The sequence below is a fragment of the Maritalea myrionectae DSM 19524 genome, from assembly GCF_000423365.1.
Taxonomy (GTDB): Bacteria; Pseudomonadota; Alphaproteobacteria; order Rhizobiales; family Devosiaceae; genus Maritalea; species Maritalea myrionectae.
This window is the reverse complement of record NZ_AUHV01000003.1, coordinates 87,199-105,730: the sequence shown is the minus strand read 5'-3', so window position 1 is coordinate 105,730 and position 18,532 is coordinate 87,199. Positions and strand designations below refer to the sequence as shown.

The 18,532-nt window shown below is 52.8% G+C and carries 16 protein-coding genes; 14 read left to right on the top strand and 2 right to left on the bottom strand.

Going from position 1 to position 18,532, the window contains the following annotated elements; genetic code table 11:
- The first annotated feature begins 65 nt into the window (after positions 1–65).
- The 5 genes from G549_RS0106450 to G549_RS0106430 all read left to right on the top strand — a co-directional run bounded on the left by G549_RS0106450 (position 66) and on the right by G549_RS0106430 (position 6,371).
- Positions 66–560 (top strand): flagellar basal body-associated FliL family protein, encoded by a 495-nt coding sequence (locus tag G549_RS0106450; RefSeq protein WP_027834339.1) that lies wholly within the window; start codon positions 66–68, stop codon positions 558–560.
- Between the two features lie 9 nt (positions 561–569).
- Positions 570–1,700 (top strand): flagellar motor switch protein FliM, encoded by a 1,131-nt coding sequence (gene fliM / locus G549_RS0106445; protein WP_036221614.1) that lies wholly within the window; start codon positions 570–572, stop codon positions 1,698–1,700.
- A gap of 1 nt (position 1,701) precedes the next feature.
- Positions 1,702–2,160 carry a DUF6468 domain-containing protein gene (locus G549_RS0106440; protein ID WP_027834337.1) on the top strand — a complete coding sequence of 153 codons (459 nt, stop codon included), beginning with the start codon at positions 1,702–1,704 and terminating at the stop codon, positions 2,158–2,160.
- On the top strand, positions 2,157–2,927 hold the full coding sequence (locus G549_RS0106435; RefSeq protein ID WP_027834336.1) for a MotE family protein: 771 nt from the start codon (positions 2,157–2,159) through the stop codon (positions 2,925–2,927). Before G549_RS0106440 ends, G549_RS0106435 begins: the two co-directional genes overlap by 4 nt.
- Positions 2,928–3,092: 165 nt before the next feature.
- Positions 3,093–6,371: an ATP-binding protein gene (locus tag G549_RS0106430; RefSeq protein ID WP_156905501.1), complete on the top strand. Its 3,279-nt coding sequence runs from the start codon at positions 3,093–3,095 to the stop codon at positions 6,369–6,371.
- A gap of 13 nt (positions 6,372–6,384) precedes the next feature.
- On the opposite strand, the gene fliP is transcribed toward G549_RS0106430, so the two are convergent.
- Together fliP and G549_RS21245 are read right to left on the bottom strand one after the other, a co-directional pair.
- On the bottom strand, positions 6,385–7,086 hold the full coding sequence (gene fliP / locus G549_RS0106425) for a flagellar type III secretion system pore protein FliP (protein ID WP_036221987.1): 702 nt from the start codon (positions 7,084–7,086) through the stop codon (positions 6,385–6,387).
- Positions 7,087–7,198: 112 nt separating this feature from the next.
- Entirely contained in the window at positions 7,199–7,972 is a 774-nt protein-coding gene (locus tag G549_RS21245) for a flagellar biosynthetic protein FliO (protein ID WP_051213503.1), read from the bottom strand.
- Positions 7,973–8,206: 234 nt separating this feature from the next.
- Here G549_RS21245 and flgB point away from each other — a divergent pair, with 234 nt between their 5' ends.
- The 9 genes from flgB (at position 8,207) to alaS (ending at position 18,492) form a co-directional block, all read left to right on the top strand.
- Positions 8,207–8,608 carry a flagellar basal body rod protein FlgB gene (gene flgB, locus G549_RS0106410; protein WP_027834333.1) on the top strand — a complete coding sequence of 134 codons (402 nt, stop codon included), beginning with the start codon at positions 8,207–8,209 and terminating at the stop codon, positions 8,606–8,608.
- A gap of 15 nt (positions 8,609–8,623) precedes the next feature.
- Positions 8,624–9,043, top strand: coding sequence for a flagellar basal body rod protein FlgC (flgC, locus tag G549_RS0106405; protein ID WP_036221611.1), 420 nt, complete (start codon positions 8,624–8,626; stop codon positions 9,041–9,043).
- 74 nt (positions 9,044–9,117) lie between these two features.
- Positions 9,118–9,438, top strand: coding sequence for a flagellar hook-basal body complex protein FliE (gene fliE / locus G549_RS0106400; protein ID WP_027834331.1), 321 nt, complete (start codon positions 9,118–9,120; stop codon positions 9,436–9,438).
- Positions 9,439–9,460: 22 nt separating this feature from the next.
- Positions 9,461–9,727, top strand: a complete 267-nt coding sequence (gene fliQ / locus G549_RS0106395) for a flagellar biosynthesis protein FliQ (RefSeq protein WP_027834330.1) — start codon at positions 9,461–9,463, stop codon at positions 9,725–9,727.
- Positions 9,728–9,729: 2 nt separating this feature from the next.
- A complete protein-coding gene (fliR, locus tag G549_RS0106390) occupies positions 9,730–10,503 on the top strand; it encodes a flagellar biosynthetic protein FliR (protein WP_027834329.1) in 774 nt (257 codons plus the stop codon).
- Entirely contained in the window at positions 10,503–11,588 is a 1,086-nt protein-coding gene (gene flhB, locus G549_RS0106385) for a flagellar biosynthesis protein FlhB (protein ID WP_027834328.1), read from the top strand. Before fliR ends, flhB begins: the two co-directional genes overlap by 1 nt.
- Positions 11,589–11,734: 146 nt before the next feature.
- Entirely contained in the window at positions 11,735–14,299 is a 2,565-nt protein-coding gene (cckA, locus tag G549_RS0106380) for a cell cycle histidine kinase CckA (RefSeq protein WP_027834327.1), read from the top strand.
- Between the two features lie 268 nt (positions 14,300–14,567).
- Positions 14,568–15,671, top strand: coding sequence for a recombinase RecA (recA, locus tag G549_RS0106375; protein ID WP_027834326.1), 1,104 nt, complete (start codon positions 14,568–14,570; stop codon positions 15,669–15,671).
- A gap of 166 nt (positions 15,672–15,837) precedes the next feature.
- Positions 15,838–18,492, top strand: coding sequence for an alanine--tRNA ligase (gene alaS, locus G549_RS0106370; RefSeq protein ID WP_027834325.1), 2,655 nt, complete (start codon positions 15,838–15,840; stop codon positions 18,490–18,492).
- Positions 18,493–18,532: the final 40 nt, after the last annotated feature.

Below are 18,532 nucleotides of genomic sequence, written 5' to 3'. Positions count from 1 at the left end.
TACCACTAGTATGTATAGGCAATGTGCGCCCAGCGCCTATGATTCTTGAATAATTGAGGTTTGGCATGGCCAACGAAGACGCAAATACCGCCCCCGAAGATGGCGAAGAAGGCGAAGCCGGAAAAAAGAAACCACCATTGATGGTGATTATCGGTGCTGTTGTTGCCCTTTTGGCGGCAGCTGGTGGCGGCGCATACTTCTTTTTCTTTGCCGGCAATGGCAGCGACAAGCCCGAACTTGCCGAAGTGCGGACCAGCGTTTTTTATGATTTGCCGACCATCACCGTGAATTTGAATGATGATGCGGACAATGATGAAGTGTTTCTCAAGCTCGCCATCGCGCTGGAGCTATCTGATGAAGCACTGATCGACATAGTGGAGCCACGCATGCCGCGTGTGTTGGACACGTTTCAGGTTTATCTGCGCGAGTTACGTCGCTCCGACCTTGAAGGGTCTGCCGGCATTTATCGCTTGAAAGAAGAGTTGCGGCGCCGGGTGAACCTCGCGGTGTTTCCTGCACAAGTGGACAGCATTCTGTTCAAAGAAATTCTGGTTCAATAAGGTTACATCATGGCTGATGAAAATGACGATCTAATGAGCGCCCTGGACGAAGAACAGTCCAAGAGTGACGATGATATGGCGTCTGAATGGGCCTCGATGATTGAAGGTGAGGGCGACGGTGACGGCGATAGTCATGCCGACCGTATCCTCAACCAAGATGAAATCGATAATTTGCTGGGCTTCGATCAGGCTGACTTGAGCGAAGGCGAAATGTCTGGCGTGCAAGCGCTGATCAACTCGGCGCTTGTTTCATATGAACGCCTGCCCATGTTGGAGATTGTGTTTGACCGCTTGGTGCGGTTGACCACAACATCATTGCGCAATTTCACATCTGACAATGTTGAAGTTTCACTCGACAGCATCACCTCGGTGCGGTTTGGGGACTATCTAAACTCAGTGCCGTTGCCTGCCATTCTGACCGTGCTAAAGGCCGAAGAGTGGGACAATTTTGGTTTGATGACGGTTGAAAGTAACCTCATCTATTCCATGATTGATGTGCTGCTCGGCGGGCGTCGGGGCAACAACACCATTCGGGTTGAAGGGCGTCCCTATACGACCATCGAGATGAGCCTGACCCAGCGCATGATCGAGTTGATCCTTGATGATATGATGAAGGCATTTGAGCCGCTAACGCCGGTGACCTTCAACGTTGAACGCATGGAGACCAACCCGCGCTTTGCCGCGATTGCGCGCCCTGCCAATGCCGCCATTCTGATCGAGCTGCGCATTGATATGGATGATCGCGGCGGCAAAGTTGAGATTTTGCTGCCTTACGCGACCATCGAACCCATTCGTGAGCAATTGTTGCAAATGTTCATGGGGGAGAAGTTTGGCCGTGACCCGATTTGGGAAGGCCACTTGGCTTCTGAAATCTATCGGGCAGACTCTGAGTTAGAAGCGGTGCTGCATGAGTGGGAAATCCCGCTGTCGCAGGCGATGAATATTTCTGAAGGCGACACGCTGATGTTTGAGCGCACGCCGACGGATCCGGTAACATTGCGTTGTGGTGATGTGAAATTGACCGAAGCGCAAATGGGCCATATTGGCAAAAATGTTTCAGTACGTGTAACCCGTCCGCTCAATCCACCAAAGGTGACGATGGCTGTTTTTGAGGCGATGGACGAGCAGGGGAGTGACTAATATGGGTGGTTTGGCTTTTGGATTGATCGTGGAAGGCGCCGTGGCCATTTTGCTGATGCTGACCATCGGCTATTGCTATGTGCTTAATGTTCGTTTGAAGCGGCTGCATGCAGACCGGGATGCGCTGCGGGCGATGATCACTGATTTGGTGCGGGCTACGGATATGGCGAATGGCGCCATTCAAGGCATGAAGCAAACAGCGGCTGAGGCGGATGCACAATTGCAAGCGCGGCTTCAGGAAGCTGAAGGCTTCAACACTTCAATTGCCCAACACGTACATGCTGGCAACAATTTGCTGGAAAAAATCAGCCAGATTGCGAAAACTGCACGCGAAGCAGAAGCCGAGAAGGGCTTGCCCGCGCGCGAACAATATACGCCCGAAGCACCGCGCCAGCCCAAAGCGCGCAATGCCTTGTCGCAATTGGATAGATACACCCGCTCAAAAGGTGAAGCCGCATGAATTCTGTCCGCCTGCTGCCTGTGGTGATCGTCGCTGCAAGTGCGTTGTTTTTGTTTAAAGTTCTGGGCGTTGTGTCAGGTGATGGATATACCCTTGGCGGTGCCCAAACGGTTATTGCGCAGGAAGCCCCGGCGGAGCCTCAGGATGCCGAGGTTCAAGAAGACGACATGGCGAAGGAATCCGGCAACAGCTTGGCTGATGATGCCAGCATGACCGAGGAAGAAATGGCGGCGGAGGAAAAGCCCACTGATGCTGCGCCAATCACCTTGATGAAAAATGGCGACATTGTTGCGTGGGAGTCCGAAGATGATCTTGCCGACACGGAACGTGCAATTCTTGCGCGCTTGAGCGAGCGCCGCAAAGAGTTGGATACGCTTGAAGCGCAACTGCGTGTGCAAGAAGATATTGTGCGGGCGGCAGAAATTCGGCTGGAAACCAGAGCCGCAGAATTGAAAGAAATTGAAGCACGTATTCAGCAGCTTGTTGACCGGAAAGAAGGCTTGGAAGATGAGCAATTCCAATCGCTTGTTTCGATGTATGAAAACATGAAGCCTAAGGATGCAGCCCGCATTTTCGATCGCTTGGATATGTTGGTTCTGGTGCGGATGGTCGAGCAGATGAATCCGCGTAAAATGGCCTCAATTTTGGCGAGCATGGATGGCGAGAAGGCCGAAGCATTGACCATCAACCTCGCCAACCCCAATCTCCAGCAGATGGAAACGGTGCCCAATCAAGATGGTGGCCTGCCACAAATTGTGGGGCAATAAGGGCTGAAACGCTGGTTTGGTAAGTAAAGTATTAATCGCTAGGCGTTAGATTTGTCCCGACGATTAATCGTGAAGAGGCCCATCCCGCAAATGGTGTTGATAAAAGCCATGCAAAAAGCGTTGTGCCGAGCGTTGGTGCTATCCGCGCTCGCAGGCGGGATTGCTATGTCTTTTGCGCCGACCTTTGCCTTGGCGCAAAATCAACAAGAGAAGCAGCGACTTGAACTTGTGGCGCAGGGCCAGCCGGGCTTTGGGCGCATTATTCTTAAATTTGTTGATCGGCTAAATCTGCCGTCATACTCCATTTCGACCAGCGGTGGGGTGATGAGCATTGAGTTTTCACAACCCATCGATGTGCAATTGCCTGATGTGACAGAGCAATTGGGCGAATATGTTGCTGTTGCCCGGGTCGATCCGGATTTAAAAGGCATTCGTTTTGGTCTGAAACAGGACTATCGCATCAACCGGATTGAAGCCGGTGAACGTTTGTTTGTTGATTTTATCCCCCGTGATTGGCAAGGGCTTGACCCTGCGTTGCCCGAGGATGTGGTGGCGGAGCTGGCTTTGCGCGCCGAGCAGGCGGCCAAGTTGGCGGAGCAGCGGCGCAAAGAACGGATCGCGCGCGAAACCAAGCCGAACGCCATTGTGCGCGTTGGCCGACATCCCACATTCACGCGCGTCAAATTCGAGTGGACAATCGATACTGAAGCCAGCTGGACCGAGACCGTCAAGGGCGGCGCGCTAAAGTTTGAGTGGCCGGTGGATGTTGATCTCTATCCGATTCAAACTGAATTACCAGAGGAAATTGAAAGCGTTAGCAAGGAAGTAACGCGCGATGGATTGATCGTGCGTTTCGAGCTGACTGAGAATGTTGAACCGCGCTTTTTCCAAGAGGATAAGAGAAATTACACGCTCGATTTGGATTTCTCGACGCGTGAGGACGTTGGGGTGCCGATCACCGAGGTTGCGCCAGAGCAGCTGCCGGAAGAGATCGCCGATAAGGATGAAGTGGCAGCACAAGAAGAGGAAATAGATCCGCTGTTGCGCAAGACACCTTCCTTGTCGCGCCAAGTGCGGATCACGCCGTTTGTGAACAAAATTGGTGGTACGGTTCGCCTGATATTCCCATTTGAGCAAGACACACCAGCAGCCGTTTTTAAGCGGGGCGAGACCGTTTGGATGGTTTTTGATACCCATGTGGCGATTGATCCGCCTGCGGACACGGAACTGCTGGGGGGGATTGCCCAATCTATCGACGTTGATCAAGCGGGGGAAACCCAGATTGTGCAAATGACCATGAATGCGGATCGTTTGGCGACATTGGGCGCTGAAGGTCGATCATGGGTGTTATCGTTGGGTGATATTTTGATTGCACCAACTGAGCCGATGACTTTGACACAGGCGCAACAAAGCAATGGGCGCACTGTTTTGGTGGCGGACATTTTGCGACCTGGCCGGGTTCACCAGTTACGCGATCCCAATGTGGGCGATATGTTGCAGGTGGTTACGGCTTACCCGCCGTCACGCGCGATCGTACGCGACCTCGAATATGTGGATTTTAAAGCATTGCGGGCGGTCCACGGCCTGGTCATCAAGCCTTACCATTCAGATGTTCGGCTGGAAATTGACGGGTCGGAGGTTATCATCGATGCCGAGGGACAGCTGATGCTGTCGTCTGCCACAGACATCAATCGTGAAGCGCCTGAACAAGTTGGCGAACGCGTTGGGTATATCGATTTGACGGCAAGCGAAACGCGGCCGAATGAATATGTCAAGAAGCGTGAGGAAATTTTGGCCCGTGCGGCTGAGGCTGAAGGCGCGGCACGAGAGAGCGCGCGGGTTGAGTTGGCACGATATTATCTGGCAAACCAGCTCACACATGAAGCACTCGGCGTATTGCAGGTTTGGGAAGAAGACACCAAACGGCCAAAGCTTTATGAGGAAGCCAAGACTGTGCAGGCCGCGGCCAACGTGTTGGCCCATCGCTATGAAGAAGCGCTGGAAATACTGCTTGAGGATGAGTTTTTAGAGGCTGCTGATGCCATTATTTGGCGCACCATTGCCCGTGCCAAACGCGGTGAATATGAAATTGCGCGTAATGATGCTTTGTTGGCCGAACAGGCGGTTGAGGCTTATCCCCTTTGGGTGGCCAATGAGTTTTTCTTTTCTGCGGCGCGGGCGGCGCTTGAGCTGGGCGATTCCACTTCGGCCATCCGCTATTTGGGTGGGATTGATTTTAGCACACTGAGCAGAGAGGATTTGTCGCGATATGATCTGCTTGCAGGCCGCGTAGATGAAGTCGATGGTGAATATGCAGACGCGCTGGACACTTATGGCGGCGTGCTGAATATGGATATTCGCCCCACATATGCAGAAGCTGTGTATCGCACTTTGCTCGTGTTGGAAAAGCAAGGCAATATCGATCTCGATAAAGCGGTGGCGACCTTGTCCATCCAATCGCTGGCGTGGCGCGGTGGCGAACTGGGCGCCAACATCCAAGAGCTTTACGGGCGCTTGCAGTTCAAAAATCAGGACTATCGCGGTGGTTTCGAGACGCTGGAGCGCATGCAAGTTGTGCACCAGGATACGCCTCAGGAAACGCGTCATTTTGAGCTTTCGCGCCAGATTTTTGAAAATCTGTTTTTGAATGGTGAAGCGGATCGGTTGGAACCCATCCGGGCGTTGGGGCTTTATTATGACTTCCGTCGCTTAACCCCAGCTGGCGCCAAGGGCGATGAAATGATCCGTAATTTGGCGCGGCGTTTGGTGCGCGTGGATCTGCTCGACCAGGCTGCGGAGTTGCTTGATTATCAAGTTGAAAACCGGCTGGAAGGGGTGGCACGCGCCAAGATTGCCGCTGACCTCGCCATTATCCACATTGCCAATCGGCGGGCCGACTTGGCGCTTAAAGCGCTGTACAAAACGCGTCTTGCCAATTTGGTGCCGCAACTGGAACGTCAACGTCGGATATTGGAAGCAAAAGCATTGATCGATGCGGGCCGTGATGAGCTGGCTGTCGACATATTGCGGAAAATTGAGGGCTTTGATGCGCGGTTGTTGGAGGTGGATGCCCATTGGGCAGGGCGCCGTTATCGGGAAGCGGGCGAGCTGATTGAGCGCATTTATGCGGACCAATACACGGATGGCGGCTCATTGCCCACAAGCGTGCGTAATGACCTCGTGAAAGCGGCGGTCGCTTACACATTGGGTGGTGATGAGATCGGCCTCACGCGATTGCGGGCCAAGTTCTCTAATCGCATGGCATCGACACCAGAGTGGCCCGTGTTTGAGTTTGTGACAAGCAAGACAGCCTTCGGCACATCTGAATTTAAGGCCTTGGCAAAAGAGATTGCTGATGTGGATTCGCTCAATTCATTCCTGGCCGCCTACAAGGAGCGATACGGCACCACAGGGGCGTTGGCGCCTGATCAGGACATTTTGTAGGGCAGGTGCTTGGTCAGCCTATATAGCTGCGGATCAATGAACCTGCGACCAGGTTCCAGCCATCGACCAGCACAAAGAAAATCAGTTTAAACGGCAATGAAATCACGATGGGCGGCAGCATCATCATGCCCATGGACATGAGCACTGACGCGACGACCATGTCGATCACGATGAAGGGCACGAAGAGCAAAAAGCCGATTTCGAATGCCCGGCGCAGTTCTGAGATCATAAAGGCCGGCACCAGTACGGTGATGCTCAGCTCTTCCGGGGCTTCCGGAATAGGCGTTTCTGTCAGGTCCAAAAACAGCTGCACATCTTTGTCCCGCACATGGGCGCGCATGAATTCGTGTAGCGGGGCGATGGCCTCCGGCACGGCTTCTTCAATCAACATGTCGCCAGCTACCAATGGCGCAATGCCTTGATCGTAGGATTGTTGCAGCGTGGGGGCCATGACGAAAGCGGTGAGGAACAGCGCCAAGGAAATCATCACTGAGTTTGGCGGCGCGGTTTGCAGGCCAATCGCTGTGCGCAAAAGGGACAACACCACCACAATCCGTGTGAATGAGGTGACCATCACCAGAATAGACGGCGCAAGCGACAGAATCGTGATGATCCCGATGAGCTGAACGGCCCGCTCGGTCAGGGTGGTTTGGTCGTCAAAATCAATGGAGATATCTTGGGCGAAACTGGGGAACACAAATAGTGCCCCCAGCATCAGAATCGCAAAGCAGAATGTGAAAGATTTTGCGCTGAACCAGCCGAAGGATTTTAGCCGTTCAGCCGTGAACAATTGCGCCGGGGACATTGTCGCCGGCGCGAGGCGCAAACTAATCTTGTTTGGCTTTGTCTTTCCCATGGTCTGACGCTGTGTCGGCTCCTTCGTGCTCGCTGGGAGCGTTTTCAGCGTTCAATTTATCTGAGTCGGCTTTCGCTTCTTGATTTTTATTGTCAGAAACCAGGCTATCCACGTCTTTTTGCTTGCTGCCGCCGCGCAAGAGGCCCGGATATTTGAGGGTTTTGGCGCCTGACTCAGGTGTGGACCGCGCCAGCTCTTGCAGCTTTTCAATCGGTGCGAGGTTTGGCATTGGGGTGACATTGGCGCCTTTATTGGCTTGGGGCTCACGCAGCGGTGGTTCAACCCGATCTTCGAGCGGCGATACAGGTGTTGTGCGTGAAGGGCCTGCTGGGCGCGGCTTTGCGACAATTGGCGGTGCGGTTTGCACGCTCTCGCTTGTCTCAACTTCAGCCTTCATATTTTCATTTTTGGGTGGGTCCAGCTTAGACGTGGCGACCGATTGCTGCGTGTCGGTTGGGCTTTGGAACCCGCTTTCGATGAGCACGTCATTGGGGCCGCCGATCATCAACAAATGTTCGACATCGTCGCGGCGGATAATTACCAATTGACGCTTATTGTCCACGGGTGCGGATTGCAGCACCGCCAGGCGACGCAGTTTGGAGCGCATGCCATCGCGGCTGGCGCGAAAAACCACCTTGATCAGCCAAACGACCAGAATGATGGCCAGTACGGTGATAAACAGCCCACCAATCACAATGGCAATATTGCCCAAATCTTCGCCTAAAATCTCAGTTAAAAAACCCATTGTCGCCTCTATGTTCGTCTCTTGTGATGTGTGGCATAAGAAACCTATCTGGTCAAAATGTGGTGATCACATAAAAAATGATGCTGGCAAAAAATGCCTAGCGCAAGGGTCAATCGGGGCCCTGATGCATTTTGAAACATTATTGCCCGGCATTTATTGAAAATTGCACAGATTATTAACGCCGCGTTAACCATTTGCCCGGCAATATCTGCCTAGCATTAAAGCGAGGTAGGTATGTCGATTACAAAGATGCCACTTTTCGATGCATTGACGCAGAAGATGAAGTGGCACCAGACACGGCAAACATTGTTGGCAGAGAATATTGCCAACGCAGATACGCCTGATTTCCGCGGGCGGGATCTGAAAGAGTTCGACTTTGCCACCCACCAGTCCGACTTGAAGATGAGTACGGTTTCGACTCGCGTGACCAATGTGAACCACATCTCTGTGGTGGGGCAAGGCGCGGACGGATTCGGCGCACGGCAAATGAATAACTTTGAGATTACGCCTGAAGGCAATGGTGTGGTGCTTGAAGATGAAATGATGAAGGTGTCCACCAACCAAATGGACTACCAAGCGGCAACTGCCGTTTATAAACGCTCATTGCGGTTGATTAGAACTGCGCTGGGTCGCTAGTAGAAATAGAGGTGAATGATGTCTTCTGATTTTATGAATTCGCTGAAAATTGCGGCCACTGGCTTGCACGCTCAATCGGCGCGGATGCGGATTATCGCTGAAAACATGGCGAACTCCAGCTCTGCGGCGAAGGAGCCGGGGCAGGACCCGTATCGGCGTAAGGTGCCGACATTCGAGGCGGTTTATAACAATGAATTGTCGGCGAATGAGGTGAAGATTGGGCGCGTTGCCTATGATCAAAGCGACTTCCAATCGCGTTATGAGCCGGGCCACCCGGCAGCGGATGAGCGCGGCTATGTGCTTTATCCAAACGTGAACAGCTTGATTGAAACAATGGATATGCGGGAAGCCCAGCGCACTTATGAAGCCAACTTGAACGTGGTGAGCGTCACCCGGCAAATGTTGGGCGGCACGCTGGACATTTTGCGCGGATAATTACGGGAAGGGCTGAGCAGCGCAAAATTGGGGAATGGCGCGCTGCTTAATGCCAAACAAAATTGGGGAATGATATGAGCGTACCATTTGCAGCAGCGTCCAACGCATATGCGAGCGCAGCACAGCTGGGCAACACCGGGCAGCAGGGCGCACAACTGGCGCAAAAGCCGAGCAACGGCCCAGACTTTGGCGAAATGCTGACCCAATCTTTGACAGAAGTGGTCGAAACTGGCCGTGTGGCCGACCAAAAGGCCATGGATCTTGTGAATGGCGATTCAAACGTGGTTGATGTTGTGACCGCGATCTCCGAGACTGAGATTGCGATGGAAACGGTGGTGACGATTCGTGACCGGGTGATCACCGCCTATGAATCAATCATGCAGATGCCGATCTGATTGGCATAATTAGGAGGCGTTGTTGACCGGCGCACAAGTTCTCGACGTTGCACAAGACGGTATTTGGACACTGATTTATGTGTCGGCTCCCTTGATGATTGTTGGGCTTGTGGTGGGCGTTGTGATCGCGTTGTTCCAGGCCCTGACCCAAATTCAGGAAATGACTTTGGTGTTTGTGCCAAAAATTTTGGCCATTTTCATCACGATGCTGTTGATGCTACCTTTTATGGGCGCGCAACTCTCAGGGTATATGGACAGGGTGGTTGATCTGATCATCACCGGTGGGTAGCCATGGATCTCAGCATCAATTGGTTGCCGCAAACCGTTTTGCTCTATTTTTTGATCTTTGCGCGCTTAGGCACGTTGATCATGTTGATGCCGGGGTTTTCATCAAGCCGCCTGTCTATTCGGATGCGATTGACGCTGGCGCTGACCTTCACATTTATTATGTATCCCTTGATTTCAACGACCTATCCGCAAACGAGTTTGGCTTTTTATCCGATTATTGCCTTGCTTGCTTCCGAACTTGCCGTTGGTTTGGTGCTTGGGGGGACCGCGCGGTTGTTGACCTCTGCGGCGCAGGTGGCCGGTTCAACAATTGCGTTTCAGACCGGTTTGTCTTTCGCCCAAACATCTGACCCCACACAGGGCGGTTTGCAGGGGGCGATTTTTGGTAACTTCATCGCCGTTTTGGGGGTGACGCTGATCTTTTCGATGGATTTGCACCATCTTGTGTTGGCAGGGATTTATCATAGCTATGAGATTTTTACGCCGGGGGCGCCAATCCTTTTGGAAGATGCGGCGACCATGGCGTTGGAGGTGATTTCCTCTAGCTTTGTAGTTGGGGTGCAAATGTCTGCACCGTTTATTGTTTTTGGCTTGGTGTTCTATTTCGGCTTAGGGCTTTTGGCCCGTTTGATGCCGCAATTGCAGGTGTTCTTTATCGCCATGCCGGCCAATATTGCGTTGGGGCTGTTGCTGTTCGCTTTGCTGCTCAGCGTGATGATGGTGCTCTATGTCGAACATCTTGAGCAATTCTTTATGGCACTTGTTGGGGTGAGATAATGGCTGACGAACCGGATAAGTCCGAGAAAACCGAGGACCCCTCCGAGAAAAAGCTGCAAGACGCGCACAAACGGGGTGATGTGGCGAAAAGCCAAGAGCTGACCACCTGGTTTATGCTGCTCGGCACGGCGTTGATCTTTTCACTCATGGCACCGTTTACGGCTGGCACGCTGACCGGGATGTTGAAAAACGTCATGGCGAATGCGGACCAATATGAAATTGGCGAAGCTGGGTTTGCCGGATTTTGGAATGAAATCGCCGGTACCGTTTTGTTGGTGGCGCTGGTGCCATTGTTGATCCTGGCAGGTTTCGCGCTCGCTGCAAATCTGGTGCAACATGCGCCGGTTTGGTCGCTCGATCCGCTCAAGCCGAAATGGTCGAAAGTGTCGCCGTTGAGTGGTGCTAAGCGTTTGTTTTCCAAAGATGCATTGGTGAATTTTGCCAAAGGTTTGGCCAAGCTTTCGATCGTGTCTTTCATCATGTTTTTGGTGATGTGGCCGGAGCGTGATCGGCTGGACACGTTGGTGACGGCAGACCCCGCCACTTTGATGCTCACCTTTCAGGAAATGGGCATCAAAATTATTCTGGCGACGTTGGCCGTTGTGACGGTAGTCGCTGGACTAGACTTTATGTATCAGCGCAACAAATGGTTTGAAAAACAAAAGATGACCATGAAAGAGGTGCGCGACGAATATAAGCAAATGGAAGGTGACCCGAAGGTCAAAGCCAAATTGCGGCAAATCCGGGCTGAACGGGGGCGCCAGCGCATGATGCAGAATGTGCCCGATGCCAGCGTGGTGATCACCAACCCGACCCACTATGCGGTGGCATTGAAATATGAAGCGGGCATGTCTGCGCCGATCTGCATGGCCAAGGGCGTGGATCAGGTCGCACTTAAGATTCGGGAGTTGGCCACGGAACACGATATTCCAATTGTGGAAAATCCGCCGCTGGCGCGGGCGCTGCACGCCACGGTTGAAATTGAAGAGGCGATACCTGTGCAGCACTTTAAAGCGGTGGCGGAAGTGATCGGCTATGTGATGCGCTTGCGTCGTGTGCGCTCCTGGAGTGCAAAATCGTCATAAAAATACATCTCCTTCGGGCAAAAGCCCAAATAAATCGCCACATTCACTTGTGGTTGGACGCAATTGGCGCAAAGATTTATGAAGGGTTAACTTTGGTGATTCTCAATGCCGAAGTAGAGTAGTGTGAGAGGGCATGGACGATGGCGGTGACCCCGCTCCAAGAGGACACATATCCGCAACCAGCTGTGAAAAAGCCCCTGGGGAATCCCGGGCTGTGGCGCGTGCTGGTCTTGACACTCTTTTTTATCGGCTTGGCCGTTGTTTATGCCGTCTATGGCGATCAGATATCTGCCGACATTTTGATGCTGGTGCTTGGCCTTTTGGCTGTGCTCGGCGTGTTCAGCCTATTCGGGTTGGCGGCCGGGCTGTTTCGCCTGTCGCATCATGATGATGGCCCCGCGCTGCAAAACGCGATTGTGGACAGTCTCGATTATGGCGCTGTGGTGTCGGATCGGGATGGCCGGTTGGTTTATGCCAATGCCGCTTATGGCGAGCTGGTGGCCGGGTTGGACCGGACCGCATTGGCCAGCGTGCCGCGGCTTTTTGCCAGCGCGCCTGAGGCCGCAGAGCCGATCTATCGTTTGTCGCGCGCTGCACAAGAAGGGCGTCGGGCGGTCGAAGATATTCGTTTGACCACGTCGCTTACTGGTGAAAACCCAGAAATGCCCATTTGGTATCGTGTGCGCGTTCAATCGCTGCCTGCTGTGGACCAAGCAGGGGGGCGGGCGCTCGTCATGTGGAGTGTTGAGGACATTTCGCGCGACCGTGCCAAACAAGAAAACATCTTTTTGGAACTGCAACGCGCGATTGATTATCTTGATCATGCGCCTGCCGGGTTCTTTTCCACCAATGGAAATGGCCAAATCCAATATTTAAACGCCACTTTGGCCAATTGGTTGGGTTATGATTTGGCGGAGTTCGATACGGGCTCCATTCAGCTTTCTGAAATTGTGCGCGGCGATGGCTCTGGCCTGTTGCTGGGGGGCAGTGCTGACGGGCAAATCAAAACCGAAATCATTGATATTGATCTGGTCAAGCGCGATGGCACCAATTTGCCTGTGCGGTTGCTGCATCGGGCTGCCCGCTTGGCCGAAGGTGATTTGGGCGAAACACGCACGCTGGTGCTGGACCGTTCCAAAGGCGCGGATCTTTCGGAAGAATTGCGCACGGCTGAAGTCAAGTTCTCACGCTTTTTCAACGACACCCCATTTGCGATTGCTGCGGTGGATTCACAGGGCCGTATTTTACGCACCAACGCGCCCTTTATGCGCACATTTGACAATGAGCGCGGCGAGCGACCGATTGATCATTTGCCGTTGTCCGACTTCGTTTCTGACGATGCGAAAGCGAATTTGTTGACCGCTTTGGAGCAGGCCAACGCCAACCACTCCACAATCGAGCCGGTGGATGCGGTGCTGAAAAGTGACGATGAACGCAGTGTGCGGCTTTATGTTTCCGGCATTGAAGACCCGGATGAGCAGGGCGAAAGCGCAATTGTTTATGCGCTGGACACCACGCAACAGCGGGTGCTGGAACAGCAATTTGCACAAAGTCAGAAAATGCAGGCTGTTGGCCAGTTGGCGGGCGGTATTGCTCACGATTTGAACAATATTCTGACGGCCGTTATTGGCTTCTCGGATTTGTTGTTGCTCAATTTGCGCCCGAACGACCCTTCGTTCAAAGATACGATGGAAATCAAGCAGAATGCCAACCGCGCTGCTGGGTTGGTGCGCCAATTGCTGGCGTTCTCACGGCGGCAAACTTTGCGCCTTGAAGTGCTGGAAGTGTCGCTGTTGGTGGATGATCTGACGGTGCTGTTCAAGCGGTTGATTGGCGATAGCATTAGCCTAAGCGTTGATCATGAAGCCGAGCTTTGGGCCGTGCGGGCCGACCATGTGCAGCTTGAGCAGGTGGTGATCAATCTTGTGGTCAACGCCCGTGATGCGATGCCCGACGGCGGGTCTGTCGATATCCGCACGCGCAATGTGACAGAAGCCGAAGCGGCAACCTTTAATTATCGCGGCATGCCAGCGGCTGACTATGTCTTGATTGAAGTAGCCGATACTGGCACCGGCATGAGCCAAGAGGTGCAGGACAAGATTTTTGAACCCTTCTTCACCACCAAAGATATTGGCAAGGGAACTGGGCTTGGGCTGTCGACCGTTTACGGCATTGTGAAGCAGACAGGTGGCTTCATTTACGCGGATAGCGAATTGGGCCGGGGAACAACTTTCCGTATCTTCTTGCCTAAATATGCGCATGTGCCACGCGAAGCCGCTGATCGGGCCATCACGCAGAAAGCGCGCGATCTTACGGGCAAAGAGCGCATCTTGATCGTGGAAGATGAAGATAGCGTACGGGCCTTCTCCGCACGGGCATTGTCGTCAGCGGGCTATGTGGTGCACGAGGCCGATAGCGGCGTGGCTGCACTTGAAGTGCTGGAAGAAATTGACGGCGAGATTGAACTGTTGATTTCCGATGTTGTCATGCCAGAGATGGACGGACCAACCTTGTTGGGTGAAATGCGCCAGCGTTATCCGGATATCAAAGTGATCTTTGTTTCGGGCTATGCGGAAGAAAATGTGCGCAAGGGCCTTGAGGATGATGTGAGCGTCGAATTCCTGCCAAAGCCATTCTCGCTCAAACAATTGGCCGCCAAAGTGAAGACTGTTTTGGAAGGTGAGACCGAAGATCAGGCTGATTTGGATTAAGCGGGTTCGTGGCGAATCTGATTCTTTGGCGGTTTTCTGGTTTCCGAACAATCCTAAGTTGCGACAGTTGTAACTAACGCAAATGGTTAATTTGCATGTGTTTTTGGATCAAAAATAGAACAAATATTTAAACTGATGTTATTTCAATTACTTAATTAGATTGACAACGCTCTCAAAATATGAGAACAAATATAGTACAAACTGTATTTTTCCCTTGGTCCGAATAAATTTGCATGGACCTCAGGACTTTGGAATAAGGAGAGGGCATATGGCAAATTCACAACTTCGCGTCGTCGAAGGGGGATCTATGGATAAGAAGAAGGCTCTTGAGGCCGCGCTCTCTCAGATTGAGCGAAATTTCGGTAAGGGCTCTGTTATGCGCCTGGGGGAGAATTCTGCTGTTGAAGTGGAATCGATTCCTACAGGTTCGTTGGGGTTGGACATTGCGCTGGGCATTGGCGGTTTACCACGTGGTCGGGTTATCGAGGTTTTTGGACCCGAAAGCTCAGGTAAAACCACGCTGACCTTGCATGCGATTGCAGAAGCGCAACGGGCTGGTGGCATTTGTGCCTTTGTTGATGCTGAACACGCGCTGGACCCGATTTATGCTCGTAAGCTTGGCGTGAATATTGATGATTTACTCATCTCACAACCAGATACAGGCGAGCAAGCGTTGGAGATTGCCGATACGCTGGTGCGTTCTGGCGCCATTGATTTGCTGGTGGTCGACTCCGTTGCGGCATTGACGCCAAAGGCTGAATTGGAAGGCGAAATGGGCGACAGTTTGCCCGGCTTGCAAGCGCGCTTGATGAGCCAGGCCATGCGTAAATTGACCGCCTCTATCTCACGGTCGAAAACCATGGTGATTTTCATCAACCAAATTCGGATGAAGATTGGTGTGATGTTTGGGTCGCCGGAGACCACAACAGGTGGTAACGCGCTGAAGTTTTATTCATCTGTGCGCTTGGATATTCGCCGCATCGGCGCGATTAAAGATCGTGACGAAGTGGTGGGCAACCAGACACGGGTGAAAGTGGTGAAGAACAAGTTGGCACCACCATTCCGCCAGGTTGAGTTCGATATTATTTACGGCGAAGGCATTTCCAAAACTGGCGAGTTGCTTGATTTGGGTGTGAAAGCCGGATTGGTGGAGAAATCTGGGTCTTGGTTCTCTTACAATAGCGAGCGCTTGGGCCAAGGGCGTGAGAATGCTCGTCAGTTCCTGAAGGACAATCCACAAATTGCTTATGAAATTGAAAGCGGCGTGCGCGAGAGCGCCGGCCTTTTGACCGAAAATATGATTGCCCCACCGCAACCAGACAAAACCGAGGCTGATGATAGTCTTGAGATTGTCGATAAGTCCGACAAATAGATGTTGGATTAATTTGTCCTTGCTGACATTTAGGCGCCGAAATTTTTCGGCGCCTTTTTTGTTTGTATTGTCGAACTTTAACCGCCACTCAATTGCTGGACAGGGCGAGTTGTGGCGTGTAAAACCGCCTGAAGTTCTGACTTTTGTGCAAGGCCGACAGAGATTTATGACCAGCGTAAACGATATTCGATCGAAGTTTCTTGATTACTTCCAATCACATGATCATGAATTGGTCGAAAGCGCGCCATTGGTGCCGCGCAATGACCCGACCTTGATGTTTGTGAACTCCGGTATGGTGCCGTTTAAAAACGTGTTCACCGGGGTTGAAAAGCGCGACTATTCTCGGGCGACAAGCGCGCAAAAATGTGTGCGCGCAGGCGGCAAGCACAATGATTTGGACAATGTTGGCTTCACTGCACGCCACCACACATTCTTTGAAATGTTGGGCAACTTCTCATTTGGCGATTACTTCAAAGAGCAAGCCATCGAGCATGCCTGGCACATGGTGCATAAGGAATTTGGTCTTCCTAAAGACAAGCTATTGGTCACGGTTTATCACGAAGATGATGAAGCCTTTGATTTGTGGAAAAAGATTGCAGGTCTTAGTGATGATCGCATCATTCGCATCGCCACCAGTGACAATTTTTGGATGATGGGTGACACCGGACCATGTGGTCCATCATCAGAGATCTTTTATGACCATGGCGACCATATTTGGGGTGGCCCTCCGGGCAGCCCGGAAGAAGATGGTGACCGCTTCATCGAGATTTGGAATTTGGTGTTCATGCAATATGAGCAGCATGCCAATGGTGACCGCACCGATTTGCCACGGCCGTCAATTGACACGGGCATGGGGCTTGAGCGGATCGCCGCCGTTTTGCAAGGCACGCACGACAATTATCAAACCGATATGTTCAAAGCGCTTTTGGCTGGGGTTGCCGATGTCACTAACACGGATATTGGCGATAAGGGCGACCAAAGCCGCCGGGTAATTGCCGATCATTTGCGCTCCATGTCATTCTTGATTTCTGAGGGTGTTCTGCCGTCGAACGAGGGCCGCGGTTACGTGCTGCGGCGGATCATGCGTCGTGCCATGCGCCATGCGACTTTGTTGGGGGCCAATGAGCCTGTGATCAACAAATTGGTGGGCAGTTTGGTGCGGGAGATGGGCCAAGCCTATCCCGAATTGTCACGCGGCGAGGCGATGATCAAAGAAACGATCAAGCTTGAGGAAGAGCGGTTCTTGAAAACCTTGAGCCGTGGTTTGCAGATTTTGGAAGATGAGACTGAAGGCTTAAGCGAAGGGGCGACCCTTGAAGGGGCGACAGCGTTTAAGCTTTATGACACTTATGGCTTTCCGCTGGACCTGACCCAGGATGCATTGCGCCAGCGCGGCATTGATGTTGACCAAAAAGGCTTTGATGAGGCCATGGCAGCGCAAAAGGCTGAGGCTCGGAAAAACTGGTCAGGCTCCGGGGATGCAGCTTCTGAGGCGATCTGGTTCAAAATTGCGGATCAAAAAGGCGCCACTGAGTTTCTCGGATATGAAACCGAACAGGCGGATGGCGAAGTTCTTGCCATCATTAAAGATGGTGCCGAAGTTGAGAAACTGGCTGCCGGTGAAACCGGTGTTCTGGTGTTCAACCAAACGCCGTTTTATGGCGAAAGCGGCGGCCAGGTTGGTGATACCGGACGTGCCCATGAAGAGGGCGTTGATGTCACCATTTCCAACACCACCAAATCAGCCGGTGTGTTTGCGCATCATGCGACGGTGAATGAGGGAACGGTCAAGGTTGGGGATGCGCTGCATCTCAGCGTTGATGCGGTACGGCGTCAATCTATCCGTTCTAATCACTCGGCCACGCATTTGCTGCACGAGGCGCTGCGCGAGACTTTGGGTGACCATGTGGCCCAAAAAGGCTCAATGGTGTCGCCAGATCGGTTGCGTTTTGACTTCTCACACACCAAGGCGGTGGGTGCGGAAGAGATGAAGCAGATCGAGCAAATGGCCAACAGCATCGTGCTGCAAAACAGCCCCGTAGAAACACGTTTGATGGAAGTTGATGACGCCATAGAAGCGGGTGCAATGGCTCTGTTTGGCGAAAAATATGGTGATGAAGTGCGCGTGGTGTCGATGGGCAAACCGCTCAACGACAATAAGGGCAATCAGGCTTACTCGATGGAGTTGTGCGGTGGTACGCATGTGAAGGCGACTGGCGAGATTGGGGTTGTGGCTGTTGTTGGCGAAAGTGCGGTGGCCTCAGGTGTGCGCCGCATTGAAGCGCTGACGGGCGATGCTGCGCGGGCGTATTTCGCCGAGCAAGAGGCGCGGGTGCGCCAGATTGCTGATCGGTTGAAGGTGGCGCCAAAAGATATTGTTTCGCGCGTTGATGCGCTGCTGGACGAGCGCAAGCAACTTGAGCGGCAATTGGCAGATGCACGGCAAAAGCTGGCCATGGGCGGCGGCGCCGGTGGTGGCAGCGAAATTGAGAAGGTTGGCGAGGTCAACTTTATGGGGCGCGTAGCGGAAGGTTTGCCGTCAAAAGAATTGCGCGGACTGGTTGATCAGGGCAAAGAGCAGATCAAATCTGGTGTTGTTGCAATTGTTGGCATTGGCGACGACGGCAAAGTTGGCGTGGCCGTTGGGGTGACCGATGATTTGAAGGACAATCTGAGTGCCGTTGATTTTGTAAAGGTCGCGGTTGAAACCTTGGGCGGCAAAGGCGGCGGCGGTCGGCCTGACATGGCACAAGGTGGCGGCCCGGATGCGGACAAGGCGCAAGATGCGATTGATGCCGTGCGGGCCAAGCTGGCTGAATAAAGGCTGCAGACATCAAAGAGAATAAGGCCGCCTTCTGGGC

Bases quoted from the DNA above. Each gene is read 5' to 3' on its own strand.
- G549_RS0106450 (WP_027834339.1), top strand. From the start codon at position 66: ATGGCCAACGAAGACGCAAATACCGCCCCCGAAGATGGCGAAGAAGGC.
- fliM (WP_036221614.1), top strand. From the start codon at position 570: ATGGCTGATGAAAATGACGATCTAATGAGCGCCCTGGACGAAGAACAG.
- G549_RS0106440 (WP_027834337.1), top strand. From the start codon at position 1,702: ATGGGTGGTTTGGCTTTTGGATTGATCGTGGAAGGCGCCGTGGCCATT.
- G549_RS0106435 (WP_027834336.1), top strand. From the start codon at position 2,157: ATGAATTCTGTCCGCCTGCTGCCTGTGGTGATCGTCGCTGCAAGTGCG.
- G549_RS0106430 (WP_156905501.1), top strand. From the start codon at position 3,093: ATGTCTTTTGCGCCGACCTTTGCCTTGGCGCAAAATCAACAAGAGAAG.
- fliP (WP_036221987.1), bottom strand. From the start codon at position 7,086: ATGCTGGGGGCACTATTTGTGTTCCCCAGTTTCGCCCAAGATATCTCC.
- G549_RS21245 (WP_051213503.1), bottom strand. From the start codon at position 7,972: ATGGGTTTTTTAACTGAGATTTTAGGCGAAGATTTGGGCAATATTGCC.
- flgB (WP_027834333.1), top strand. From the start codon at position 8,207: ATGTCGATTACAAAGATGCCACTTTTCGATGCATTGACGCAGAAGATG.
- flgC (WP_036221611.1), top strand. From the start codon at position 8,624: ATGATGTCTTCTGATTTTATGAATTCGCTGAAAATTGCGGCCACTGGC.
- fliE (WP_027834331.1), top strand. From the start codon at position 9,118: ATGAGCGTACCATTTGCAGCAGCGTCCAACGCATATGCGAGCGCAGCA.
- fliR (WP_027834329.1), top strand. From the start codon at position 9,730: ATGGATCTCAGCATCAATTGGTTGCCGCAAACCGTTTTGCTCTATTTT.
- flhB (WP_027834328.1), top strand. From the start codon at position 10,503: ATGGCTGACGAACCGGATAAGTCCGAGAAAACCGAGGACCCCTCCGAG.
- recA (WP_027834326.1), top strand. From the start codon at position 14,568: ATGGCAAATTCACAACTTCGCGTCGTCGAAGGGGGATCTATGGATAAG.
- alaS (WP_027834325.1), top strand. From the start codon at position 15,838: ATGACCAGCGTAAACGATATTCGATCGAAGTTTCTTGATTACTTCCAA.